The 23307-nt window shown below is 62.7% G+C and carries 19 protein-coding genes; 7 read left to right on the forward strand and 12 right to left on the reverse strand.

The window, feature by feature from the left end; genetic code table 11:
* The first annotated feature begins 149 nt into the window (after positions 1–149).
* Complete coding sequence (locus tag ACJ8IP_RS00155; RefSeq protein WP_047024954.1) at positions 150–986, forward strand: N-acetylmuramoyl-L-alanine amidase; 837 nt, start codon at positions 150–152, stop codon at positions 984–986.
* Here the strand turns inward: ACJ8IP_RS00155 and ACJ8IP_RS00160 are convergent, their stop codons facing one another.
* Complete coding sequence (locus ACJ8IP_RS00160) at positions 987–1997, reverse strand: NAD-dependent epimerase/dehydratase family protein (RefSeq protein WP_004928393.1); 1011 nt, start codon at positions 1995–1997, stop codon at positions 987–989.
* A 158-nt stretch (positions 1998–2155) separates the two neighbouring features.
* On the reverse strand, positions 2156–3595 hold the full coding sequence (locus ACJ8IP_RS00165; RefSeq protein ID WP_147837842.1) for a DUF2867 domain-containing protein: 1440 nt from the start codon (positions 3593–3595) through the stop codon (positions 2156–2158).
* Positions 3596–3745: 150 nt separating this feature from the next.
* Between ACJ8IP_RS00165 and ACJ8IP_RS00170 the strand changes: the two genes are divergently transcribed.
* Positions 3746–4093 carry a DUF1294 domain-containing protein gene (locus ACJ8IP_RS00170; protein WP_033642539.1) on the forward strand — a complete coding sequence of 116 codons (348 nt, stop codon included), beginning with the start codon at positions 3746–3748 and terminating at the stop codon, positions 4091–4093.
* 29 nt (positions 4094–4122) lie between these two features.
* Here the strand turns inward: ACJ8IP_RS00170 and ltaE are convergent, their stop codons facing one another.
* The 5 genes from ltaE to ACJ8IP_RS00195 form a co-directional block, all read right to left on the reverse strand.
* Positions 4123–5139: a low-specificity L-threonine aldolase gene (gene ltaE, locus ACJ8IP_RS00175; RefSeq protein ID WP_197756020.1), complete on the reverse strand. Its 1017-nt coding sequence runs from the start codon at positions 5137–5139 to the stop codon at positions 4123–4125.
* A gap of 75 nt (positions 5140–5214) precedes the next feature.
* A complete protein-coding gene (gene poxB, locus ACJ8IP_RS00180; protein ID WP_042784096.1) occupies positions 5215–6936 on the reverse strand; it encodes a ubiquinone-dependent pyruvate dehydrogenase in 1722 nt (573 codons plus the stop codon).
* A gap of 198 nt (positions 6937–7134) precedes the next feature.
* Positions 7135–8136, reverse strand: coding sequence for an NADH oxidoreductase (hcr, locus tag ACJ8IP_RS00185; protein ID WP_442524267.1), 1002 nt, complete (start codon positions 8134–8136; stop codon positions 7135–7137).
* A gap of 55 nt (positions 8137–8191) precedes the next feature.
* Complete coding sequence (gene hcp, locus ACJ8IP_RS00190) at positions 8192–9841, reverse strand: hydroxylamine reductase (protein ID WP_060659715.1); 1650 nt, start codon at positions 9839–9841, stop codon at positions 8192–8194.
* Between the two features lie 181 nt (positions 9842–10022).
* Entirely contained in the window at positions 10023–10919 is an 897-nt protein-coding gene (locus tag ACJ8IP_RS00195) for a lysine exporter LysO family protein (protein WP_033642544.1), read from the reverse strand.
* A 187-nt stretch (positions 10920–11106) separates the two neighbouring features.
* Here ACJ8IP_RS00195 and ACJ8IP_RS00200 point away from each other — a divergent pair, with 187 nt between their 5' ends.
* Positions 11107–12765 (forward strand): ATP-dependent endonuclease, encoded by a 1659-nt coding sequence (locus ACJ8IP_RS00200; RefSeq protein ID WP_033650660.1) that lies wholly within the window; start codon positions 11107–11109, stop codon positions 12763–12765.
* A gap of 14 nt (positions 12766–12779) precedes the next feature.
* Here ACJ8IP_RS00200 and ACJ8IP_RS00205 read toward each other — a convergent pair whose 3' ends face one another.
* Complete coding sequence (locus ACJ8IP_RS00205) at positions 12780–13733, reverse strand: VirK/YbjX family protein (RefSeq protein WP_442524268.1); 954 nt, start codon at positions 13731–13733, stop codon at positions 12780–12782.
* Between the two features lie 194 nt (positions 13734–13927).
* Here ACJ8IP_RS00205 and macA point away from each other — a divergent pair, with 194 nt between their 5' ends.
* Together macA and macB are read left to right on the forward strand one after the other, a co-directional pair.
* Positions 13928–15043: a macrolide transporter subunit MacA gene (gene macA, locus ACJ8IP_RS00210; RefSeq protein WP_033642548.1), complete on the forward strand. Its 1116-nt coding sequence runs from the start codon at positions 13928–13930 to the stop codon at positions 15041–15043.
* Positions 15043–16989, forward strand: a complete 1947-nt coding sequence (gene macB / locus ACJ8IP_RS00215) for a macrolide ABC transporter ATP-binding protein/permease MacB (protein ID WP_033642549.1) — start codon at positions 15043–15045, stop codon at positions 16987–16989. The genes macA and macB overlap by 1 nt, the downstream gene beginning before the upstream one ends.
* Positions 16990–17076: 87 nt before the next feature.
* Here macB and cspD read toward each other — a convergent pair whose 3' ends face one another.
* Positions 17077–17298 carry a cold shock-like protein CspD gene (gene cspD, locus ACJ8IP_RS00220; RefSeq protein ID WP_004928349.1) on the reverse strand — a complete coding sequence of 74 codons (222 nt, stop codon included), beginning with the start codon at positions 17296–17298 and terminating at the stop codon, positions 17077–17079.
* 355 nt (positions 17299–17653) lie between these two features.
* Between cspD and clpS the strand changes: the two genes are divergently transcribed.
* On the forward strand, positions 17654–17974 hold the full coding sequence (gene clpS, locus ACJ8IP_RS00225; RefSeq protein ID WP_004928347.1) for an ATP-dependent Clp protease adapter ClpS: 321 nt from the start codon (positions 17654–17656) through the stop codon (positions 17972–17974).
* Between the two features lie 27 nt (positions 17975–18001).
* Positions 18002–20281 carry an ATP-dependent Clp protease ATP-binding subunit ClpA gene (gene clpA, locus ACJ8IP_RS00230; RefSeq protein WP_004928343.1) on the forward strand — a complete coding sequence of 760 codons (2280 nt, stop codon included), beginning with the start codon at positions 18002–18004 and terminating at the stop codon, positions 20279–20281.
* A 206-nt stretch (positions 20282–20487) separates the two neighbouring features.
* On the opposite strand, the gene infA is transcribed toward clpA, so the two are convergent.
* The 3 genes from infA to cydC form a co-directional block, all read right to left on the reverse strand.
* Positions 20488–20706 carry a translation initiation factor IF-1 gene (gene infA / locus ACJ8IP_RS00235; protein WP_002211347.1) on the reverse strand — a complete coding sequence of 73 codons (219 nt, stop codon included), beginning with the start codon at positions 20704–20706 and terminating at the stop codon, positions 20488–20490.
* A gap of 105 nt (positions 20707–20811) precedes the next feature.
* A complete protein-coding gene (aat, locus tag ACJ8IP_RS00240) occupies positions 20812–21537 on the reverse strand; it encodes a leucyl/phenylalanyl-tRNA--protein transferase (protein ID WP_033642550.1) in 726 nt (241 codons plus the stop codon).
* A 29-nt stretch (positions 21538–21566) separates the two neighbouring features.
* Positions 21567–23306 (reverse strand): heme ABC transporter ATP-binding protein/permease CydC, encoded by a 1740-nt coding sequence (gene cydC / locus ACJ8IP_RS00245; RefSeq protein ID WP_047572053.1) that lies wholly within the window; start codon positions 23304–23306, stop codon positions 21567–21569.
* Position 23307 lies beyond the last annotated feature (1 nt).

The raw sequence follows: 23307 nt of genomic DNA on the forward strand, positions 1-23307 counted from the left end.
ACTATCATGGGCGGGAAAGGCCGCCAGCCGGGAGCAACACTCGCTTGCACATCGGCGCTATCTGTCATTATTTCTCGATGAGCGTGATGATTGGATACAGGTCAATCGCGTCGCGTTACATCTTTCACGGACGTCAATCAGGAGGATAAGTGAAAATTTGGCCAGGGATCATCGCCGCCGCGCTGTTGGCGGGATGCCAAAATCCGCAGCAGGACACGCTCGTCGATCGTGGTGCTTACCAGCTCGAAACCTTGCATCAGGCGCAGGGCGCCGATCAGCGCATTCGGTTTCTGGTGATGCACTATACGGCGGAAGACTTTCATTCATCACTGAAAACGCTGACCGATGAACACGTCAGCGCACACTACCTGTTGCCGGCGCACCCGCAGCGCGAACACGGCAAACCGACGGTGTACCGGTTGGTGCCGGAGGCGATGCGCGCCTGGCATGCCGGCGCCAGCGGCTGGCGCGGGCGCAGCAATCTCAACGACACCTCGATCGGCATTGAAATCGTCAACAAGGGTTTCACCCGCAGCATGCTGTTCACCCGCTGGCAGCCCTACACGGCGGAACAGATCGCCGTGTTGATTCCGCTGAGCCGCGACATTATCCAACGCTATGGCATTCAGCCGCAGGACGTGGTGGGGCACAGCGACATCGCGCCGCAGCGCAAACAGGATCCCGGCCCGCTGTTCCCCTGGCGGCAACTGGCGCAGGCCGGCATCGGCGCATGGCCGGACGAGGCAGATGTGCAGCGGCTGCTGGCGGGGCGAGACAGACAGGCGCCGGTGCCGCTGGCTCCGCTGCTCGAAAAGCTGGCGCGTTACGGCTACGCGATCGACCCGTCGTGGGATGCGCGGCAGCAGCGCAATGTGCTGGCGGCGTTTCAGATGCATTTCCGGCCCGACGATGTTCGCGGCGAGCCGGATGCAGAGAGTGAGGCGATTATCGATGCGCTGCTGTTGAAGTACGGCGCGTGGCGTTGATTACAGGCCGTGCAGTTTGCCGTGATCTTTCAGCCAGCGGGCGGTGCGCGCGATGCCTTCTTCCAGCGAGACGATCGGCTGATAGCCCAGCTCTTGCTGCGCGCGGGTGGTATCGAGCGTGAGATCGAAGTTGAGTTTGGCGACGCCGTAATGGGTCAGCACCGGCTCCTTTTCGCTTTTGCTGCCCAGGCGCTCCATGCCGCGCGCCATCATGTCGAGCATCGGATAGGGGACGGAGCGGATGCGGCACTTCATGCCCAAATCGTCGATCAGCTGCTGCACCACGGTGCGAAGCGGGCGCGGCTGCTGGTTGGTGATGTTGTAGGCGCGGCCGGACGGCGTGTCTTCTTTTAGCGTCGCCAGCCACATGGCGTGCACCGCATTCTCCAGATAGGTCATGTCCACCATCGCCGCGCCGCCGCGCGGCAGCAGCAGGTTGCCGTAGCGTTTGATCATCTGCAGCAACCGCGGCAGCATCACCTTGTCGTGCGGCCCGAACAGGCCCTGCGGGCGCAAAATGGTGAAATGGGTCTGCGGATTGGACAGCGCCAATTGCTGGATCACCTGCTCGCCGGCGGCCTTGCTGCGCGCGAACTCGTTGGCGTAACGCTGCGGGCGAAAGTCTTCGGTTACGTTGCGGTGATGGTGGTAGTCGAAATAGATCGCCGGGGAAGAGATGTGAATGAACTGCGCCACGCCATAGGCCGCTGCCCATTCGCCGAGGCGGCGGGTGGCGCGGACGTTGGCCAGTTCGAAGGCTTCTTCGGTGCCCCAGGGCGAGGTAAAGCTGGAGCAGTGCCACAGCACATCGACGTCCGCCAGCATCGCTTTGGCCTGCGAAGAGATCAGGTTGGTGAGATCGGCATGAATGAACTCCGCGCCCATTTTTTCCAGCAGTCCGCCCATCGCCTGGTTACGACCGGTGGCGCGCACTTTGATGCCCTGGCGGCGCAGATATTCAACGGCGTTACGGCCTAACCCACTGGTTGCACCGGTGACCAATACCTTCATAACGGACTCTATTCTCACCCAAAATCGGAATACCGGCGGGCGCTTGCGGCGCTCCCAGCAAATAAGATGCCATTCTTCCGTGATTTCGTGCGCTATGCAATCGGAAAGCCCCGAAGCACAGCGGCAAACTGTGCGGTTGATCGACAAATGAACGGCATTCAGCGCTGTTGGCGGTCCAGGTTCTCGGCCAGCGTCGCGATGCGCTTCGCCATGCCGCGAAAAATGAACAGATGCGCGGGCATCATGGCGAACCAATACAGCAGCCCGCTGAAGCCGGCCGGATGCCACCAGGCGCGCACGTCCAGCGTGCGGCGATCGCCGCGATCGGTAATGGTGAAGCTCAGCCGCCCTAGCCCCGGCGCCTTCATGCCGAACAGCAGCGCCAGCTGCCGCAGCGGCTTCAGCGTGATGACTTTCCAGCCGTCGATCTCGTCGCCCAGCGCCAGGGACGCGCGCGCCGGGCGGCCATAGACCACGCCGTTGCCGATCATGTCGTCCATGCGGGCGCGGATCCGCCACAGGATATTGGCGTAGAAATAGCCTTCCTCGCCCCCCAACTGCTGCACCGTTTGCCACAGCGCCTGGCTGGAGGCGGCGGTGTCGAGCGAACACCCCGCCTGTTTCGGGTAATAGCCGTAGCCGGGGCGCCAGCGGGCCCGCGCCGCCGGATCGTAGCCCCAGTCGGCGGAATCGACCACCTCCAGTTCGCGCTGCAGCGTGGCGGTGACCGCCTGATCGAAGGTGTGCAGACGTTGCGGGATCAGGGCCTGCAACGGTTTGCCGTCGGCGGGCAGATCGTGCTTCAGGCCCTGGATCAGCGCGCGCGCGATCGGCGTCGGCACCGAGGTGATCAGGCTGATGAACCACACTGAAATCAGCCGCGTCGGCAAGGGGATCGGGATCAGCCAGCGCCGCTTGCCGCTGATGGCGATAAAGCGTTGGAACATGTCCTGATAGCTGAGGTATTCCGGCCCGGCGACGTCGAAGATGCGGTGTTCCTCCGCCGGGTGCGCCAGCAGATCGGCCAGGTAAACCAGCAGGTTCTCCAGCGCCACCGGCGAGGACTTCGAGCGCACCCAGCGCGGCGGCGTCAGCACCGGCAGGTTATAGACCATGTCGCGCATCACTTCGAACGCCGCCGAGCCGGGGCCGACGATGATGCCGGCGCGCAGCTCGGTCACCGGCACGCCGCTCTGGCGCAGGATCTCGCCGGTCAGGCGGCGCGCCGCCAGGTGCGGCGAACTGTCGTCGTTCGGCTGCAGCGCGCCGAGAAAGATCACCTGCTTGACGCCGGCATTGCGCAGCGCATCGCGCAGATTTTCCGCCGCCTGGCGTTCCTTCTCGATAAAGTCGTCGCCGTCGCCCATCGCGTGCACCAGATAGTAAAGCGTATCTATCTCCCACAGCGCCGCGCTCAGGGTTTCCGGGCGGTACAGATCGACATACAGGCAGTTGACCTGCGGCCAGTTCTGCTCCTGCAGCCACTCGATGCGCCGCGCGGCGGCGGTAATCTGGTGCCCCTGTTCGATCAGGTGCGGGATCAGGTTCTGGCCTATATAGCCGCTGGCTCCAAGAACCAGTACGCGTTGGGGTGTCATCGGGCCGCCTTGTGCGGTAGAGGATTGGCAGAACGACAGGATGCCAAATTCAGGGTTTAAATGCACTTTTTGTATGGGTATAAGCCGGTTGCATCCGCCGCGGCGCGAGTTCACACTACGCGCCCCTTATCGCACGAAAAACCGAATGCCATGAAACTCAATGTGATTTGTTACGCCCTGCTGGGCCTGGCGCTGATCGCCAGCCTGTTCTCGCCGCATCCGGTGTGGATGTGGCTGCTGTCGGCCAACTTGCTGACGTTTCTGATCTACGGCGGCGATAAGCTGGCGGCGCGCAAGGGATGGCGACGGGTGCCGGAGACGACGCTGTTGCTGTTCGGCGCGTTGGGCGGCTGGTTGGGCGCGCTGCTGGCGCAGCAGCTGTTTCGCCACAAGACCCAGAAGCAGCCGTTTAAAACCTGGTTCATCCTCAGCGTGGCGCTCAATCTGGCGGCGGTGCTGGGGCTGTGGTACTGGGTTTACGGCCGCTGGATCTTCTGAGTGCGGGGCGCGGTCTGCGCCCCGAGCGATCAGGCGTGCTGCTGAAGAAACTCCCGCCACAGTTCGACCACCCGCTGCAGATCCTGACGGCTGGCGTCGAGGTGGGTCAGAATGCGCGTCAGCGGGCCGCTGCTGATCAGCACGCCGCGTTCGCGCATCCACGGGCCGAGTTTGGCCGCCAGCGCCGGCGTTTGGCGCAGGTACAGCACGTTGGTCTGCGCACCGGGATCGGCGATCTCCACGCCGATCTGCCGCAGCTGTTGCTCCAGCCAGACCGCGTTGTCATGGTCTTCGCGCAGCCGCGCGACGTTATGCTCCAGCGCGTAGAGGCCGGCCGCCGCCAAAATGCCGGCCTGGCGCAGCCCGCCGCCGGTCATCTTGCGCCAGCGCAGCGCGCGTTGGATGAAAGCCTCGCTGCCGCACAGCAGCGAGCCGACCGGCGCGCCCAACCCTTTCGACAGGCAAATGGTGAAGGTGTCGCAGTACTGCACGATCTCTTTCAGCGGCAGGTTCAGCGCCACGGCGGCGTTGAAGATGCGCGCGCCGTCGATATGCAGCGCCAACTGCCGCTCGCGGGTAAACTGCCACGCCTGCTGCAGGTAGGCCTGCGGCAAGACTCTGCCGCTGATGGTGTTTTCCAGGCTCAACAGCCGGGTGCGGGCGAAGTGGATATCGTCGGGTTTGATGGCGGCGGCGAGCTTGTCCAGCGGCAGCGTGCCGTCGGCGTCGGCCTCGATCGGCTGCGGCTGGATGCTGCCCAGCACCGCTGCGCCGCCGGCTTCGTATTTGTAGTTGTGCGCCTGCTGGCCGACCAGATATTCATCGCCGCGCTGGCAGTGGCTCAGCAGCGCCACCAGGTTGGCCTGGGTGCCGCTGGGCAGAAACAGCGCCGCTTCTTTGCCCGACAGACGCACCGCCTCCGCCTCCAGCGCGTTGACCGTCGGATCATCGCCGTAGACGTCGTCGCCGACTTCTGCCTGAGCCATCGCCTGGCGCATGGCGGCGCTGGGGCGGGTGACGGTGTCGCTGCGTAGATCGATAAGCATAGGGTTCCTGAAATGTAAGGGAGAGGAGAAGGGTACATGGCATCATATACCCTTTATTTTACCGGGGCAGCTTGCTTAACGCAGCCAGTTGGTTTTCGCCAGCTCGACCACTTCGTCGCCGCGGCCGTTGATGATGGCGCGCAGCATGTACAGGCTGAAGCCTTTCGCCTGTTCGAACTTGATCTGCGGCGGCATCGCCAGTTCTTGCTTGGCGGTGACCACGTCCAGCAGCGCCGGGCCGGGGTGCGCCAACATCTCCTGCAGCGCGCCGTCCAGATCGGAGGCTTTTTCCACGCGGATGCCCTTGATGCCGGCGGCGTTGGCGATCGCCGCGAAGTCCGGATTATGCAGATCGGTACCGTCGGTCAGGTAGCCGCCGGCCTTCATCTCCATCGCCACGAATCCCAGCACGCTGTTGTTGAACACCACGATTTTCACCGGCAGCTTGAGCTGCGCCAGCGACAGGAAATCGCCCATCAGCATGGTGAAGCCGCCGTCGCCGCACATGGCGATCACCTGTTTATCCGGCGCGGTGGCCTGAGCGCCGATCGCCTGCGGCATGGCGTTGGCCATCGAACCGTGGTTGAACGAACCGAGCAGGCGGCGCTTGCCGTTCATTTTCACGTAGCGGGCGGCCCACACCGTCGGCGTGCCGACGTCGCAGGTGAAGATGGCGTCGTCGCTGGCATAGTGGCTGAGCTGCTGCGCCAGATACTGCGGGTGGATCGGTTGGTCGTCGCCGGCGGTCGCCAGCCCGTCGAGATCCTTGCGCGCGTTGCGGTAATGCTCCAGCGCCTTGTCGAGGAACGCCCGATCGCGCTTCGGCTCCAGCTGCGGCAACAGGGCGGTGAGGGTGGTGTGGATATCGCCCACCAGCGCCATATTGACCGGGCAGTGCGCGCCGATGCTGCCGGGGTTGATGTCGATCTGAATGATGTTGGCGTTGGTGGGGTAGAACGCCCGATAGGGGAACTGGGTGCCGAGCAGCACCAGCGTGTCGGCGTTCATCATCGCGTGATAACCGGAGGAGAAACCGATCAGCCCGGTCATGCCGACGCTGTACGGGTTATCCCATTCAATATGTTCTTTGCCGCGCAGCGCGTGCACCACCGGCGCCTGCAGCAGTTCGGCCAGCTTGACCACTTCATCGTGCGCGCCGGCGCAGCCGCTGCCGCACATCAGGGTGATGTTCTTCGCCTTGTTCAGCGTTTCCGCCAGTTTGTTCAGCTCGCTCATCGGCGGCTGCACCAGCGGCAGCGCCGGGGTATGCCAGGTCACGGCCGCGTCTTCCGGCGCCATGCGCAGCGCCACGTCGCCCGGCAAGACGACCACCGACACGCCGCGATTGAGGATCGCCTTGCGCATGGCGATCTCCAGCACGCGCGGCAGCTGTTCCGGGTTGGAAACCAGTTCGCAATAGTGGCTGCATTCGCGGAACAGCTCCTGCGGATGGGTTTCCTGGAAGTAGCCGCTGCCGATTTCGCTGGAAGGGATGTGCGCGGCGATCGCCAGCACCGGCACATGGTTGCGGTGGCAGTCGAACAGGCCGTTGATCAGATGCAGGTTGCCGGGGCCGCAGGAACCGGCGCACACCGCCAACTGGCCGGTGAGCTGGGCTTCGGCGCCGGCGGCGAAGGCGGCCACCTCTTCATGGCGGGTGCCCAGCCATTCGATGGTGCCCATGCGGTGCAGGCTGTCGCTGAGGCCGTTGAGCGAATCGCCGGTCACGCCCCAAATGCGTTTTACGCCGGCTTGATCCAGCGTTTTGGCGATCAGTGTGGCTACGGTTTGCTTCATGGTTCCCCCAAACATGGTTTGAAAAACGATGTGGACTCGATCCGGTGAGTGGCAGCAGAACAACTGCAAGCATAGCTTACCGGCTGTGGACGAGATGCGGTCAGGAAGGGTAAAGAGCGTAGGACGGGGAAAAGTGTAACCGGGCTGGCCACGGGGAACTTGCCGATAAATGCCCCATCGCGGCGATGGGGCCAGGGATCACGCCAGGGTGACATCGCCCTGCAGCTGGCAACTGCAGGCCAGCACGTAGCCCTGCGCTACCTCTTCCTCGCTCAACGTCATGGTGCTGGTGGTGGTGTAGTCGCCCTCGAGGATGCGGGTTTTGCACGAACCGCATACTCCGGCGCGGCAGGCGGCGTTGACCGGCAGGGCATTGGCCTCCATCGCTGCCAGCAGGGTGCTGCCGACCGGCACGCGGAATTCGCGCAGCGGGCGGGCGGCGCGCAGCGTCAGCCCTTCGGTGGCGTCAGCCTGCGCCGTCGGCGTGTGGAACTGCTCCTTATGGAAACGCTCGGCCGGCACGCCGAGCCGGCGACAAAGTTGCTCCACCTGAGCCATGTAGGGCGCGGGGCCGCAGGTCATCACCGTGCGTTCGGCGATATCCGGCGCCGCCTGCCGCAGCGTCTGTTCATCGATGCGGCCGCTGAGGTAGCCGGGTTGCAGATCCTGCTCGGCCATCAGCGTCAGGCGCAGCTGCGGATGGGCGGCGCACAGCGCGCGCCATTGATCGGCGAAAATCGTGCCGGCGGGGGTGCGTACGTTAACGATCGCGGCGATATCGCAGGCCGGACGGTTAGCGGTCAGCCAGCGGCACATCGAGACGATCGGCGTCACGCCGCAGCCGGCCGCCAGCATCAGATAACGATCGGCCGGGTGGCGCTCGCAGCTGAATTCGCCCTGCGCGTCGGACAGCCACAGCGTGTTGCCGGGCTTGACCTCTTGCGTCAGCCAGCGCGACCCGATGCCGTCCGGCAGGCAGCGCACGCTGATGCTGAGAAAGCGGCTCTGGCCGGGCGAGGAGGAGAGCGTATAGGCGCGCAACGTCTCCTCGCTGTTGCGAATGCTGACCAGCGCGAACTGGCCAGCCTGGTAAGGGTAGAAAACGTCGCAGATCAGGTTCAGCGTCCAGACGTCGGCGGTTTCACGCTGGATGGAATGCACCTGCATGCGGTTCGGGCAAAGCGGAGTGGGTTGAGTCATCGGGCACCTCAAAAAGCAAAGGGGCCGGCGCAGGCGGCCCCATAACGTAACGGCATCAGGCGAGCAGCGCTGCGATATCCTGCTCGACGGTGGTGATCGGACGCAGGCCGAATTTCTCGTTGAGGATCGCCATCAGGTTGTCGGTCAGGAAGCCCGGTGCGGTCGGGCCGGTGACGATGTTTTTCACCCCCAGCGACAGCAGCGTCAGCAGAATGACGATTGCCTTCTGTTCAAACCACGACAGCACCAGGCTGAGCGGCAGCTCGTTGACGCTGCAGCCGAGCGTATCCGCCAGCTTGACCGCCAGCATGATGGCGGAGTAAGCGTCGTTGCACTGGCCGACGTCCAGCAGGCGCGGCAGCCCTTCCAGCGTGCCGAAATCCAGTTTGTTGAAACGGTATTTGCCGCAGGCCAGCGTCATGATCAGGCAGTCTTGCGGCACGCTGCGGGCGAAGTCGGTGAAATAGCTGCGTTCGTCACGGCTGCCGTCGCAGCCGCCCACCAGGAAGACGTGGCGCAGTTTTTTCTGCGACACCAGGTCGATGACCGTGTCGGCGGCGTTCAGCAGCGTCTGGCGGCCGAAGCCGACGGTGATCAGGTGCTCGATCTCGGTGTAAGGGAAGCCGTTCATGCCCTGCGCCTGGCGGATCACGGCGCCGAAGTCGTCGCCTTCCAGATGGTTGACGCCCGGCCAGCCGACGATACTGCGGGTCCAGATGCGATCGCCGTAGTTGCCGACGTTAGGATCGATGATGCAGTTGGAGGTCATCACGATCGGGCCGGGGAATTTGGCGAATTCCGTCTGCTGGTTTTGCCAGCCGCTGCCGTAGTTGCCCACCAGGTGCTTGAATTTTTTCAGTTCCGGATAGCCGTGCGCCGGCAGCATTTCACCGTGGGTGTAGACGTTGACGTTTTGCCCTTCGGTTTGCTCGAGCAGCATGCGCAGATCTTTGAGATCGTGGCCGGAAATCAGAATGGCTTTCCCGGCTACAGGGCGCACGTTGACCGCGCTGGGCTGCGGATCGCCGTAGGCCTGGGTCTCACCGCGATCGAGGATCGCCATCACGTTGAAGTTCATCTTGCCGATGCCCATGGCGTTGTTCAGCAGGGTATCGACGTCGCGCGGCCGGGTGCCGAGCCAGGCCATGAAAGCGTGGTAGTCGGCATAGAGCTGTTCGTCGAACTGGCCGAGCACGTGCGCGTGTTCCATATAGGCCGCCGCGCCTTTCAGGCCATACAGACACAGCAGGCGCAAACCGTGTACGTCGTCGCCGACCTCGGCCTTGTCGCTGTCGAGGGCAAACTGCGCCGCCTGCTGCAGCAGCGCAGGCATATCGTCGCCGGCCAGCTGCAGCGCCGCCATCGGGTGATCGACGCGCACGCCGCCATCCAGCAGCCGGCAACGGGCGGCCAGCGAGTCGCGCAGCAGCAGGGTTTCCCGCGCGTAACCGATGATGCGCTGGGAGTCGAAGTTAACGTTGGTCAGGGTGGAGAAGAAGGCGCGCGGGGCGAAGCTGTCGATTTCGTGGTCGACGATGCCCAGCGAACGCGCCTGCAGCGCCCAGGCGGAGAGGCCCTGCAGCGCCGCCACCAGCAGATCCTGCAGATCGGAGGTTTCCGCCGTTTTGCCGCACATGCCCTGAGCATACGCGCAGCCGTTGCCTGCCGGGGTTCGAATGGTTTGTTCACATTGCACACAGAACATAGTCGCTTCCTTTTATTTTTAAAGTTGCATTTATAATGCTTGTTTAAAAGCATAGATCGGCGATCGGGGTTGCAAAAGGCTTTTGTGCGACTACTGCGGGCAAGTTTGATTTAGCGCAATTTTGCCGTGCGGATGGGAATGATTACGCTTTGGGGGCCGGGTGGCCCCCAAGGGGAAAGGATCAGGAGAACAGGGCGATCAGCACCGGCGCCAGCAGGCTCAGCAGGAAGCCGTGCACGATGGCGGGCGGCACCATGTCCAGTCCGCCGCTGCGCTGCAGCACCGGCAGGGTGAAGTCCATCGAGGTGGCGCCGCACAGGCCGAGGGCGGTGGAGCGGCTGCGGCGCACCAGCGTCGGGATCAGCATGATCGCCACCAGCTCGCGCGCCAGATCGTTGAAGAACGCGGCGCTGCCCATCACCGGGCCGTAGGCGTCGGTGATCAGAATGCCGGACAGCGAGTACCAGCCGAAGCCGGAGGCCATCGCCAGCCCGGCCTTGACCGGCAGCCCCAGCAGCTGCGCCGCCAGCGCGCCGCCGGCCAGAGACGCGACGACCACCGCCAGCGCCACCAGCGTGCCGCGGCGGTTGAGCACGATCTGGCGCAGCGTCATGCCGCTGTTGCGCAGCTGAATGCCGACCAGCAACAGCAGGAAGATCAGCGCATATTCGCTGCCTTTATGGGCGAACTGCAGCCATTGCCACTGCGTCAGGCCGAGCAGGAAGCCGCCGAGCACCACGCCGCACAGCTTGAGCGACTCCAGCGCCATATGCACGCGCGAAGGCAGCTTTTCCTGTTTATGGCTGCTGCGCCACGGCATGCGCCGCTCCAGCAGCGCCAGCAACAGCAGATTGGCGCAGAGAATGCAGAAGAAGAACGCCGCGCTGTACTGGAAGATCAGCATCAGATTGCTGCTGAGATTCTCCATAAACGCCAGGCTGATGCCCATGAAAAACAGGATCACATACACCATCCAGCTCAGCAGGCGGTTGATCAGCACCAGCAGCGGGCGATGGCGTAAGGGAATGAGGTAACCGACAATCAGCGGTAACAGAATAATCAACAGTCCTGAGTACATGGTGCAACGAGTGTCCTTGAGTTTTGATGCGCGACGAACGGCGGCGAGGAGCACACGCTAACCAAAAGCCCGGCCGGAGTAAAGCGGCAGATTTGACGCTGGCCGCTTGACCTGCAAGGGGTTTTTTGACCATGCTCTGTGAAAGTCGCCTCATTGAAGAGGCGACGGCGCGCACGGGAGGCGGCGGATGTTCTTGGAGCGTATCGAAATTGTAGGTTTTCGCGGTATTAATCGGCTGTCCCTGATGCTGGACGACAATACGCTGTTGCTCGGCGAAAACGCCTGGGGTAAATCCAGCCTGCTGGATGCGCTGACGCTGCTGCTGGCGCCGGAGCAGAAACTGTATCGATTTGAAGCGCACGACTTCCATTTTCCCCCCGGTGAGGAGGCGGCCAAAGAGCGCCACCTGCAGGTGGTATTCACCTTCTGCGAGAAAGACATCGGCCACGCGCACCTGCCGCGCTACCGCCATCTGACGCCGTTGTGGGTCAAGGGGGAAGACGGCCTGAGCCGCATTCATTACCGCTGCGAGGGCGAGCTGGCCGATGACGGCACGGTGTGCACCTGGCGCGGTTTTCTCGACGCCGACGGCAACGCCTTTCAACTGCACCATATCGAACAACTGGCCCACGCCATCATCCGCATCCACCCGGTTTTGCGCCTGCGCGACGCGCGCTTTATTCGCCGCCTGCGCCCCAGCAGCCTCGGCGATGAACGCAAACCCGATACGCAGGCGTTGGCGCAGCAGCTGGATCAGCTGACGCGCGAGCTGGTGCGCAATCCGCAGAAGCTGACCAACGGCGAGCTGCGTCAGGGGCTGGCGGCGATGCAGCAGTTGCTCGAGCACTACTTTGCCGAGCAGAGCTCGCAGGTGGCGCGGCCGCGCCGCCGCGGCGGTGAACCGGAGCAGGACGCCTGGCGCGCGCTGGACGGCATCAACCGCATGGTTGCCGAGCCGAACAGCCGCAGCATGCGTCTGATCCTGCTGGGCATGTTTTCCACCCTGCTGCAGGCCAAGGGCGACGTCAAGCTGGATCCGCACGCCCGGCCGCTGCTGCTGGTGGAAGACCCGGAAACTCGCCTGCATCCGATCATGCTGTCGGTGGCCTGGGGGCTGCTCAATCAGCTGCCGCTGCAGCGCATCACCACCACCAACTCCAGCGAATTGGTGTCGCTGGTGCCGGTGGAGCACGTGTGCCGGCTGGTGCGCGAGTCGGGCCGCGTCGCGACCTATCGTCTCGGGCCGCGCGGGTTGAGCGCCGAAGACGGGCGGCGCATCGCGTTTCACATCCGTTTCAACCGGCCGTCGTCGCTGTTCGCCCGCTGCTGGCTGCTGGTGGAGGGCGAGACCGAAGTGTGGCTGCTGAACGAACTGGCGCGCCAGTGCGGCTATCATTTCGAGGCGGAAGGGGTAAGGGTCATCGAATTCGCTCAGTGCGGCCTGAAGCCGCTGCTGCGCTTCGCCCGCCGCATGGGCATCGAGTGGCATGCGCTGGTGGACGGCGATGAGGCGGGCAAAAAGTACGCCAACACCGTGCGCAGCCTGCTGGACAATCATGAAGACAACGAACGCGATCGGCTGACCGCGCTGCCGGCGCCGGACATGGAACACTTCATGTTCCGCGAAGGGTTCGCCCCGGTCTATCACCGAATGGCGTCGGTGCCGATCAACGCGCAGATGCCGGTGCGCAAGGTGATCCTGAAAGCGGTCCACCACTCTTCGAAGCCGGATCTGGCGATCGAGGTCGCGATGCAGGCCGGCGAATGGGGCACGGACTCGGTGCCGCCGCTGCTGAAGAAAATGTTCTCACGGGTGATTTGGCTGGCGCGCGGCCGGGCGGACTGACGGCCCGCCGGGCGTTATCGGGCGCAGAAGTGCGCCGCCAATCCCTGTTCCAGCTCGTCCAGCAGTTGATAGCGGCGGCGATACTCGGCGCGCTTCTTGCTGGCGATCTCTTCGATCGGCTTGCGGACGATGCGTTCGGGCAGCAGGAAATAGCCGCTGTCGAGCGGTTTGGCGCCCATCGACAGCCAGAACTGATCGTAATCGGCGTGCAGCTTGTCCTTCTTCTTACTCTGGTAGCGCCAGTTTTGATAGATATGGGTGGCGTTGCCGACCGCCACGATCCGGCGGATGCCGAGGTGCCGCGCCAGCGTGCAGATGCCTTCCAGCACCAGCCGTTTAGGGAACAGGCCGTGACACTCTTTGGTAGTGTGCTGGATCTCGGCGTGCGGCACGTCATGGTTCGCGCCCTGCAGGCCGCCGATGAACAACGTCGGCTGCTGCTGATAATGCATCAGCGCAAAGGTGATCTCCGCCAGCATCACGCCGTTGGCGTTGCGCAGCAGCAGCGTGGCTTCCCCTTCCTTATTCAGTTTGTCGATCGCCGCCAGCTCCAGCGTGATCGGCGCTTCGTTCTTGCCCATCGCGCTGGCCAGCACGAAGGCATGCGGGCCGAGGTGGCCGAGGCGCATCTTCAGCGGCATGCGCTGTACGATGAGATCGTAATGATCGCGCAGGGCGAACAGGCATTCGATCTTGCTCATGTTGGCCGCCAGGTAGGGACGATGCAGTTTGCACGGCAGGTTCGGCTGCGCGCTCAGGATCTCCTCCAGCAGCGGATTGCTGGCCAGGGTGCTGAGCAGGCCGCTGGTGGTGCGCCAGTTGAGCAGCGAACGGCCGAGAAACTTCAGGCGAAACGAGGTTTTTTTCCAGGCGTTGCTCGGTGCCTTTTCGCCATTGATCAGCGCCGTCATCAGTTGCCAGCCGTTAAGCGGCCGGGCGGAGGCGAGTGGGTAGCTGAGCTGTGACATGATGAAATCCTTGGCTGTGTTGAATGGCGCTATTTCATCAAGGCTTCACTAAACGGGAGTTCAATGCCGAACTGTAACCAAGCGTGTCTCCACATTGTGTTGAGCTAAGGTTTAGTTATTCCCTACGGTGCGTGCTAATTTAGCTCCGCCGCCGCAATGGGCGGTTGATATTCACAAGCACAGGCAGGTCAATTTTGACAGGGTTTAAAGGACATAAACGCCGCTGGATACTCGCACTGGCGGTGATTGCGGCGATTGCCGCGGCGGCCGTTTGGCACTTCCGCCATCCGGCGCCGACCGATTTCAAAACGGTAAAGGTCACCAAGCGCGATCTGCAGCAGAACGTGTTGGCGACCGGCCAGCTGGACGCAGTGCGCAAGGTTGACGTCGGCGCGCAGGTCAGCGGGCAGTTGGAAAAGCTGTATGTCGAGATCGGCGACAAGGTGAAAAAAGGTCAGTTGCTGGGGGTTATCGATCCGCAACAGGCGCAGAACAGCATCCGTGAAGGCGAGGCGACGCTGCGCGAGCTGCATGCGCAACTGCTGCAGGCGCAAGCGGAACAGCAGCTGGCGGCGGTTACGCTGCAGCGCAACCAGGCGCTGGCCAAACTGCAGGCGGTATCGCGTCAGGATCTGGATCAGGCGGCGACGCAGCTGGCGGTGAAGAAGGCGCAGGTAGGCACCATCAATGCGCAGATCGCCCGCAACCAGGCCAGCCTGGATACCGCCAAGATCAATCTGGCCTATACCCGCATCGAAGCGCCGATGGATGGCGACGTGGTGCAGATCACCACGCTGCAGGGCCAGACGGTGATCGCGGCGCAACAGGCGCCGAACATTCTGACGCTGGCGGATCTCGGCACCATGCTGGTGAAGGCGCAGGTCTCGGAGGCCGACGTCATTAACCTCAAGCCGGGTCAGAAGGCCTGGTTCACGGTGCTGGGCGATCCGACCCGGCGCTTCGACGGCGTGCTGAAAGACATTCAGCCGACGCCGGAAAAAGTCAACAACGCCATCTTCTATTACGCGCGTTTCGAAGTGCCCAACCCGGAAAGGCTGCTGCGCTTGCAAATGACGGCGCAGGTGCACATTCAGCTGGCCGGCGTCCAGCAGGCGCTGGTGATCCCGCTGGCGGCGCTGGGCGATCAGATCGCCGACAATCGCTACCACGTTTCGGTGCTGAAACAGGGCAAGGAAGAGAAGCGTGAGGTGGCCATCGGCCTGCGCAACAATATCGATGTGCAGATCCTCAGCGGGCTCGAGGCGGGCGATGAGGTGATCGTCAGCCGCGGCGGCGTGGAGGCCGGCTGATGGCGGCGCTGTTGCAGCTGAACGGCATTCGCCGCAGCTACCGTTCCGGCGAGCAGACGGTGGAGGTGCTGAAGGGGATCAGTCTGAGCATCGACGCCGGTGAAATGGTGGCGATCATGGGGGCTTCCGGCTCCGGCAAATCGACGCTGATGAACATTCTCGGCTGCCTGGACAAGCCGAGCGCCGGCGTCTATCGGGTGGCCGGCCAGGACGTGGCGACGCTGAGCGACGATGCGCTGGCGCAGCTGCGGCGCGAGCATTTCGGCTTTATCTTTCAGCGTTATCATCTGCTGCCGCACCTGAGCGCGGCGCATAACGTCGAGGTGCCGGCGGTGTACGCCGGGCTGGGCAAAGCGGCGCGGCGCGAACGGGCGGAGGCGCTGTTGCGCCGTCTGGGGCTGGGGGAGCGCGTCAACTATCGGCCGAGCCAGCTTTCCGGCGGCCAGCAGCAGCGCGTCAGTATCGCCCGCGCGCTGATGAACGGCGGGCAGGTGATCCTGGCGGATGAGCCGACCGGCGCGCTCGACAGCCATTCCGGCGAAGAGGTGATGGCGATCCTCAAACAGTTGTGCGCCCAGGGCCACACGGTGATCCTGGTGACTCACGATCCGGCGGTGGCGCGCCAGGCTGAACGGATCATCGAGATCCGCGACGGCGAAATCATCGCCGATTCCCGTCCGGCGCCGTCGGAGGATGCCCAGGCCAAGCCGCTGACGCTGGCCGCCGCGGCGCCTTCCTGGCGGCAGATGGGCGGCCGCTTTCGCGAAGCGCTGGTCATGGCCTGGCGCGCGATGGCGGCCAACAAGATGCGCACCGCGCTGACCATGCTCGGCATCATTATCGGCATCGCCTCGGTGGTATCGATCCTGGTGATCGGCGACGCCGCCAAGCAGATGGTGCTGGCGGACATCAAATCGATCGGCACCAACACCGTCGATATCTACCCCGGCAAGGACTTCGGCGACGACGATCCGACCTACCGGCAATCGTTGAAATACGGCGATCTCGACGCGCTGCGCGAACAGCCGTACATCAGCGCGCTGTCGCCGAGCATCAGCAGCAGCATGCGGCTGCGGCTGGGCAACGTCGACGCGGCGGCCAACGTCAACGGCGTCAGCGAGCAGTTCTTCCGCGTGTACGGCATGAGCTTTACCCAGGGCGTTGGCATCGACCCGATGCAGGTGCAGTCACAGGCGCAGACGGTGGTGATCGACGCCAATACCCAACGGCGGCTGTTCCCGCACCAAAAAAACGTGGTGGGCGAGGTGATCCTGGTGGGCAACATGCCGGCGACGGTGGTCGGCGTGGCTAAAGAGAAGCAGTCGATGTTCGGCAGCAGCAAGACGCTGAACGTGTGGGTGCCGTACAGCACCATGGCCAACCGGCTGATGGGCAACAGCTATTTCGATTCGATCACCGTGCGCATCCGCGACGGCTACGACAGCAAGGAAGCGGAACAACAGCTGTCGCGTCTGCTGACGTTGCGCCACGGCAAGAAGGATTTCTTCACCTATAACATGGACAGCCTGGTGCAAACCGCGGAGAAAACCACTCGCACGCTGCAGCTGTTCCTGACGCTGGTGGCGGTGATTTCGCTGGTGGTGGGCGGCATCGGCGTGATGAACATCATGCTGGTGTCGGTGACCGAGCGCACGCGCGAGATCGGCATCCGCATGGCGGTGGGCGCGCGTTCCGGCGATGTGTTGCAGCAGTTTCTGATCGAGGCGGTATTGGTTTGCCTGGTGGGGGGCGCGCTGGGGATTACGCTGTCGTTCGCTATCGGTTTGGCGGTGCAGCTGGTGTTGCCGGGTTGGCAGATCAGTTTCCCGCCGGCGGCGTTGCTGAGCGCGTTCCTCTGTTCCACCGGCATCGGCGTGGTGTTCGGCTATCTGCCGGCGCGCAATGCCGCGCGGCTGAATCCGATCGATGCGCTGGCGCGCGAGTAAGTCACAGGCATAAAAAATGCCAGTCACACGGCGGCTGGCATTTTTATCGCAGTCAGAGTCAGTGCAGCGCGACGCTGCCGGAAGCGTTTAGGACAGCGCCTCGCTTTCCACTGGCACAATAAGACTGGCATGGTTGCCTTTGGGCCCTTGATGCACGTCAAAGCTGACCTGCTGGCCCGCCTTCAACGTTCTGTAACCATCCATCTTGATTGTGGAATAATGCGCGAAAATATCTTCGCCGCCGCCGGCTGGGCAGATGAAGCCAAAACCTTTGGCGTTGTTAAACCATTTAACAGTACCCGTCTCCATGCTTTTACATCCCTCGCAACGCTATTTTAAGTGAGATGAATAACTGATTTCGCACTCGCCGTGGGCGAGTAGCAGGGTGGACAAGGGGTGGTTAAAAGACCACCAGCCACGAATTTACACTCTAGAGCAAATGATCGGGGCGTCAAGGGATCGGCTTTTGTCGGCGGGGAGCAGTTCACCAAAGTTTGAAGCAGGTAACGCTATTGCCACGATTCAGTCACAATTGGCCCGTTTTTTTGCGCACGTTACAGTGCGGCGGGACGATGCCGAAGATGATAAAATAGTAACTATCCCCACTTTGAATAACCGAAACCTGTCCCCATATCAGAGGGCAGAGCAGAGAAGATGAGCAGCGATGGGCAATAACAACGATTGGCTAAACTTTGAACACTTGGCCGAAGAAAAACAAATCGATGCGGTAAAACCGCCGTCTATGTATAAAGTTATACTTAACAACGACGATTACACACCGATGGAATTTGTGATTGACGTTCTGCAAAAGTTCTTTTCTTATGATATTGAACGCGCAACGCAACTGATGCTCACGGTCCACTATCAAGGCAAGGCGATCTGTGGTGTTTTTACCGCCGAGGTGGCGGAAACCAAAGTCGTCCATGTGAACCGGTACGCAAGGGAGAACGAGCATCCGTTGCTTTGTACGCTGGAAAAAGCCTGAATAAGGCAATCTATTGGGGAGGTGCTTATGCTCAATCAAGAACTGGAACTCAGTCTCAACATGGCTTTCGCCAGGGCGCGTGAGCACAGACACGAGTTTATGACCGTGGAGCACCTGTTGCTGGCGTTGCTGAGCAACCCTGCCGCGCGAGAAGCGCTCGAGGCATGTACGGTGGATCTGGCCGCGTTGCGCCAGGAGCTGGAAGCCTTCATCGAACAAACCACACCGACGCTGCCCGCCGGCGAAGAAGAGCGTGACACTCAGCCGACGCTCAGCTTCCAGCGCGTGCTGCAGCGCGCGGTCTTCCATGTGCAATCCTCCGGCCGCAGCGAAGTGTCCGGCGCCAACGTGTTGGTGGCTATTTTCAGCGAGCAGGAATCGCAGGCGGCCTATCTGCTGCGCAAGCACGACGTCAGCCGTCTCGACGTGGTGAACTTCATTTCACATGGCACGCGTAAAGACGAGCCGGGCCAAGCGCCGAATGCGGAAAACCCGGTGAACGAAGAGCAGTCCGGAGGGGAAGACCGTATGGAAAACTTCACCACCAACCTCAATCAGTTGGCCCGTGTGGGCGGCATCGATCCGCTGATCGGCCGCGATCGTGAGCTGGAGCGCGCGATTCAGGTGCTGTGCCGTCGTCGTAAAAACAACCCGCTGCTGGTCGGCGAATCCGGCGTGGGCAAGACCGCCATCGCCGAAGGCCTGGCCTGGCGTATCGTGCAGGGCGACGTGCCGGAAGTGATGGCGGACTGCACGCTGTATTCGCTGGATATCGGTTCACTGCTGGCCGGCACCAAATACCGCGGCGACTTCGAGAAACGCTTCAAGGCGCTGCTCAAGCAGCTGGAACAGGATCAGAACAGCATCCTGTTCATCGATGAAATTCACACCATCATCGGCGCCGGTGCGGCTTCCGGTGGGCAAGTGGATGCCGCCAACCTGATCAAACCGCTGCTGTCGAGCGGCAAGATCCGGGTGATCGGCTCGACCACCTACCAGGAGTTCAGCAACATCTTCGAAAAGGATCGCGCTCTGGCGCGCCGTTTCCAGAAGATCGATATCACCGAACCGACGGCGGAAGAGACCGTTCAGATCATTAACGGCCTGAAGGCCAAGTATGAAGCGCACCACGACGTGCGTTATACCGCCAAGGCGATCCGCGCCGCGGTGGAGCTGTCGGTGAAATACATCAACGATCGCCATCTGCCGGACAAGGCGATCGACGTGATCGACGAGGCGGGCGCCCGCAGCCGGTTGATGCCGGCCAGCAAGCGCAAGAAAACCGTCAACGTGGCCGATATCGAATCCGTGGTGGCGCGTATCGCTCGCATCCCGGAGAAAACCGTGTCGGCCAGCGATCGCGACGTGCTGAGAAACCTGGGCGATCGCTTGAAGATGCTGGTATTCGGTCAGGATCAGGCGATCGAAGCGTTGACGGAAGCGATCAAGATGAGCCGCGCCGGTCTGGGCCACGAGCGCAAGCCGGTCGGTTCCTTCCTGTTCGCCGGGCCGACCGGGGTCGGGAAAACCGAGGTCACCGTACAGCTGGCCAAGGCGATGGATATCGAGCTGCTGCGTTTCGACATGTCCGAGTACATGGAGCGGCATACCGTCAGCCGTCTGATCGGCGCGCCTCCGGGCTACGTCGGTTACGATCAGGGCGGGCTGCTGACCGATGCGGTGATCAAGCATCCGCATGCGGTGGTGCTGCTCGATGAGATCGAGAAGGCGCACCCGGACGTGTTCAACCTGCTGCTGCAGGTGATGGACAACGGCACGCTGACCGACAACAACGGCCGCAAGGCGGACTTCCGCAATGTGATCCTGGTGATGACCACCAACGCCGGTGTGCGGGAAACCGAACGCAAGTCGATCGGCCTGGTGCAGCAGGACAACAGCACCGACGCGATGGAAGAGATCAAGAAGGTGTTTACGCCGGAATTCCGCAACCGTCTGGACAACATCATCTGGTTCAACCATCTGTCTACCGAGGTGATCCAGCAGGTGGTCGACAAGTTTATCGTCGAACTGCAGGCGCAGCTGGATGCGAAGGGCGTCTCGCTGGAAGTGAGCGACGAAGCGCGCGACTGGCTGTCGGTGAAGGGCTACGACCGTGCGATGGGCGCTCGTCCGATGGCGCGCGTCATGCAGGAAAACCTGAAGAAACCGTTGGCCAACGAATTGCTGTTCGGTTCGCTGGTGGACGGCGGTTCCGTGAAGGTCGAGCTGGACAAGGACAAGAAACAGCTGACTTACCACTTCCTCAGCGCCGCCAAGCGCAAGGCGGACGAGGGCGCGGTGCACTAAGGCTGCCTGCAGGCAAAGAAAAAGCGATGCTTCGGCATCGCTTTTTTTTATGGGTGAGATTCACCGTACAACAGAAACGAGTGAGCCCTCTCAGTTTACCTGCGCACCTGCAACCCGTTGTTTAAAGTCGCTGCGGGGGTAAACGGAAAGGGCTCCCGAGGGATTACATCCTCGATGCCGCCAGCGTGTGGCGCGCGATGAGCCGATTAACGGCTACGGAAGACAATGCGGCCTTTGCTCAGGTCGTACGGGGTCAGCTCTACAGTGACTTTGTCGCCCGTCAGGATGCGGATATAGTTTTTACGCATTTTACCGGAGATGTGTGCGGTTACCACGTGCCCGTTTTCCAATTCAACGCGGAACATGGTGTTGGGCAGCGTATCAAGAACGGTGCCCTGCATTTCAATATTGTCTTCTTTGGCCATCGAATCCTCTAGGTCTAACTACCTTAGTTTTTAACCGGCAAGATAATGCCGAAAAACCCCCATTATGTAAAGATGTGTCGGTGAACATTGCACCGTTTCCATCAATTAGTTTACTGGATAGGGCGGTTCAACCGGCTGTGGGGATATGACTTGCGGCGCCCAGCACGCCGGCGCCAAAGGCCGCCGTTGAAGGGTGCTGAGCTGCTGCAAAAATTGACGGCGCGGAATTTCACGCGCGCCAAGGCGGGCAGTGTGAGCGTTCAGCACCTGGCAGTCAATCAATTCCCCGCCATAAGCGGCAAAATGGCGGCAAAAGGCCATCAATGCGCATTTTGAGGCGTTGGTGACGCGGCTGAACATCGATTCGCCGCAGAACAACGCGCCCTGCGCCACGCCGTACATGCCGCCAACCAGTTGATCATCCTGCCAGACCTCCACCGAGTGCGCGTAGCCGAGGCGATGCAGGTGCTGATAGGCGCGCTGCACCTCCGGGCCGATCCAGGTGCCTTCATCCGGCCGGTGGGCGCAGGCGGCGATCACCGCGGCGAAGTCGTGATTGAGCGTGATGCGAAACGGATCGTGGCGCAGAAAGCGTTTCAGGCTGCGGTTAAGATGAAACTCGGCCGGGAACAGCACCGCACGCGGGTCGGGCGACCACCACAGGATGGCCTCTCCCGGCGAATACCAGGGGAAGATGCCGCGCTCATAGGCCGCCAGCAGCCGCGGCGCCGTGAGGTCGCCGCCGATCGCCAGTAGGCCGTTGGGGTCGCGCAGGGCGCCCTCAGGCGAGGGAAACGCCAGCGACTGCGGGGAGAGCTTAACGATGCGCATACAGGGTCTCTGCGTCCTCTACGGGCCGATTAAGGCGCCAGGTTGCTGATACGGTTGCGAAAGCGGGCATAGCGGCCCTGCTGGCGCATCAGGGCCGCGTGATTGCCCTGTTCGACAATCCGGCCGTCGTCCATCACGCAAATGCGGTCGAGATGTTCCAGGCCGTACAGGCGGTGCGTCACCAGAATCAGCGTTTTGCCCTGACAATGCCGGCGCAGCAGCGCCAGGATCTGCTGCTCGGTTTCGGCGTCCAGCCCTTCGGTCGGTTCGTCAAGCAGCAGCAGCGGGGCCGGATGCAGCAGCGCGCGGGCGATACCCAGTCGGCGTTGTTCGCCGCCGGACAGCTGCCGGCCGCCTTCGCCGAGCCAGGCGTTCAGCCCGCCGTCGCCGGCCAGCAATTTGCCGAGCCCCACCTGCTGCAGGACGTCACTCAAACGAGCGTCGTCGGCATCCGGTGCGGCCAGCCGCAGGTTTTCCCGCAGCGTATCGCTGAAGATATGCACTCGCTGGCTGACGACCGTGGTCATTCGGCGCAGCGTGGTTTCATCATAATCCTCCAGCGGTTCGCCGTTGAGCAGAATTTTGCCGCCGTCGGTGCGCCAGGCGCGGGTCAGCAGCTGCAGCAGGGTGGACTTGCCGCAGCCGGTGCGGCCGAGCAAGGCGATGTGTTCGCCGGCCGCCACCTCAAGCGTGACGTCGCGCAGCACCGGCTGCGGCTGATCGGGGTAGGTGAAACTCAGCTGCTGCAGGCTGAGCTGCGCCCGGTCGGCAGCGGCCGGGCCGGCGGCAGGGAAGGTGACTTCCGGTTGGCGATCGATGATCTGTTTGACCCGCGTGGCGGAGGCGATCACCTGACCGAGATGCTGGAAGGCGCCGGCCACCGGCATCAGCGCTTCGAACGACGCCAGCGCGGCGAAGACAAACAGCGCGATCAACGCGCCGGGTTGGGTATCGCCGCCGATGCCCGCGGCGGTCAGCCACAGCAGCAGCGTCACCGTCAGCCCGCTGGCGAGGATCATCAGCGCCTGCGCCTTGCCGCTCAGCGAGGCCTGCTGCCACTGGCGGCGTTGCCACCGCTGTTCGGTGGCGTTCAGCGTCTGGCGGAAGTCGTTGACGGCACCGAACACCACCAGTTCCGCCTGCCCCTGCAGCCAGGCGGTCAGGTCGGTGCGGTATTGACCGCGCAGCGCGGTGAGTTGGCCGCCGATCGGTTTGCCGGCGCGATAGAACACCGGCGGCACCAGCAGCAGCAACAGCAGCAGAATGCCGCCCAGCGTCAGGGCGAGCGCAGGATCCAGCCAGCTCAGGCCGTAAGTGACGACCAGGATCACCACCGCCGCACTGATCAGCGGCGAGATCACCCGCAGATAAAGATGATCCAGCGTGTCCACGTCCGCCACCAGGCGGTTGAGCAGGTCGGCCTGGCGGAAACGGGCGATGCCGCCCGGCGTCAGCGGCAGGATCTTGCTGAAGGTGAACACCCGCAGGTGCGACAGCACGCGGAAGGTAGCGTCGTGGCTGACCACGCGCTCGGCGTAGCGCCCGGCGGTGCGGAAGATCGCCGCGCCGCGTACGCCGGCGGCGGGCAGCATGTAGTTGAAGGTTAGCAGGCCCGCCAATCCGGCCAGCGAAGAGGCGGCCAGGAACCAGCCGGAGAGCGCCAGCAGGCCGATGCTGGCCAGCAGGGTGACGATCGCCAAAATGATGCCCAGGCTAATCAGCAGGCTATGGCGGCGATACAACGCCAAAAACGGCAGCAACACGCGCATG

It is taken from the genome of Serratia sp. CY52157 (genome assembly GCF_052168495.1).
GTDB classification, from domain to species: Bacteria; Pseudomonadota; Gammaproteobacteria; order Enterobacterales; family Enterobacteriaceae; genus Serratia; species Serratia ureilytica.

What these genes read in the sequence shown, in the direction of transcription:
- ACJ8IP_RS00160 (WP_004928393.1), bottom strand. Translation starts at nt 1,997, where the DNA reads ATGAAGGTATTGGTCACCGGTGCAACCAGTGGGTTAGGCCGTAACGCC.
- ACJ8IP_RS00165 (WP_147837842.1), bottom strand. Translation starts at nt 3,595, where the DNA reads ATGACACCCCAACGCGTACTGGTTCTTGGAGCCAGCGGCTATATAGGC.
- ACJ8IP_RS00170 (WP_033642539.1), top strand. Translation starts at nt 3,746, where the DNA reads ATGAAACTCAATGTGATTTGTTACGCCCTGCTGGGCCTGGCGCTGATC.
- ltaE (WP_197756020.1), bottom strand. Translation starts at nt 5,139, where the DNA reads ATGCTTATCGATCTACGCAGCGACACCGTCACCCGCCCCAGCGCCGCC.
- poxB (WP_042784096.1), bottom strand. Translation starts at nt 6,936, where the DNA reads ATGAAGCAAACCGTAGCCACACTGATCGCCAAAACGCTGGATCAAGCC.
- hcr (WP_442524267.1), bottom strand. Translation starts at nt 8,136, where the DNA reads ATGACTCAACCCACTCCGCTTTGCCCGAACCGCATGCAGGTGCATTCC.
- hcp (WP_060659715.1), bottom strand. Translation starts at nt 9,841, where the DNA reads ATGTTCTGTGTGCAATGTGAACAAACCATTCGAACCCCGGCAGGCAAC.
- ACJ8IP_RS00195 (WP_033642544.1), bottom strand. Translation starts at nt 10,919, where the DNA reads ATGTACTCAGGACTGTTGATTATTCTGTTACCGCTGATTGTCGGTTAC.
- ACJ8IP_RS00200 (WP_033650660.1), top strand. Translation starts at nt 11,107, where the DNA reads ATGTTCTTGGAGCGTATCGAAATTGTAGGTTTTCGCGGTATTAATCGG.
- ACJ8IP_RS00205 (WP_442524268.1), bottom strand. Translation starts at nt 13,733, where the DNA reads ATGTCACAGCTCAGCTACCCACTCGCCTCCGCCCGGCCGCTTAACGGC.
- macB (WP_033642549.1), top strand. Translation starts at nt 15,043, where the DNA reads ATGGCGGCGCTGTTGCAGCTGAACGGCATTCGCCGCAGCTACCGTTCC.
- cspD (WP_004928349.1), bottom strand. Translation starts at nt 17,298, where the DNA reads ATGGAGACGGGTACTGTTAAATGGTTTAACAACGCCAAAGGTTTTGGC.
- clpS (WP_004928347.1), top strand. Translation starts at nt 17,654, where the DNA reads ATGGGCAATAACAACGATTGGCTAAACTTTGAACACTTGGCCGAAGAA.
- clpA (WP_004928343.1), top strand. Translation starts at nt 18,002, where the DNA reads ATGCTCAATCAAGAACTGGAACTCAGTCTCAACATGGCTTTCGCCAGG.
- infA (WP_002211347.1), bottom strand. Translation starts at nt 20,706, where the DNA reads ATGGCCAAAGAAGACAATATTGAAATGCAGGGCACCGTTCTTGATACG.
- aat (WP_033642550.1), bottom strand. Translation starts at nt 21,537, where the DNA reads ATGCGCATCGTTAAGCTCTCCCCGCAGTCGCTGGCGTTTCCCTCGCCT.
- cydC (WP_047572053.1), bottom strand. Translation starts at nt 23,306, where the DNA reads ATGCGCGTGTTGCTGCCGTTTTTGGCGTTGTATCGCCGCCATAGCCTG.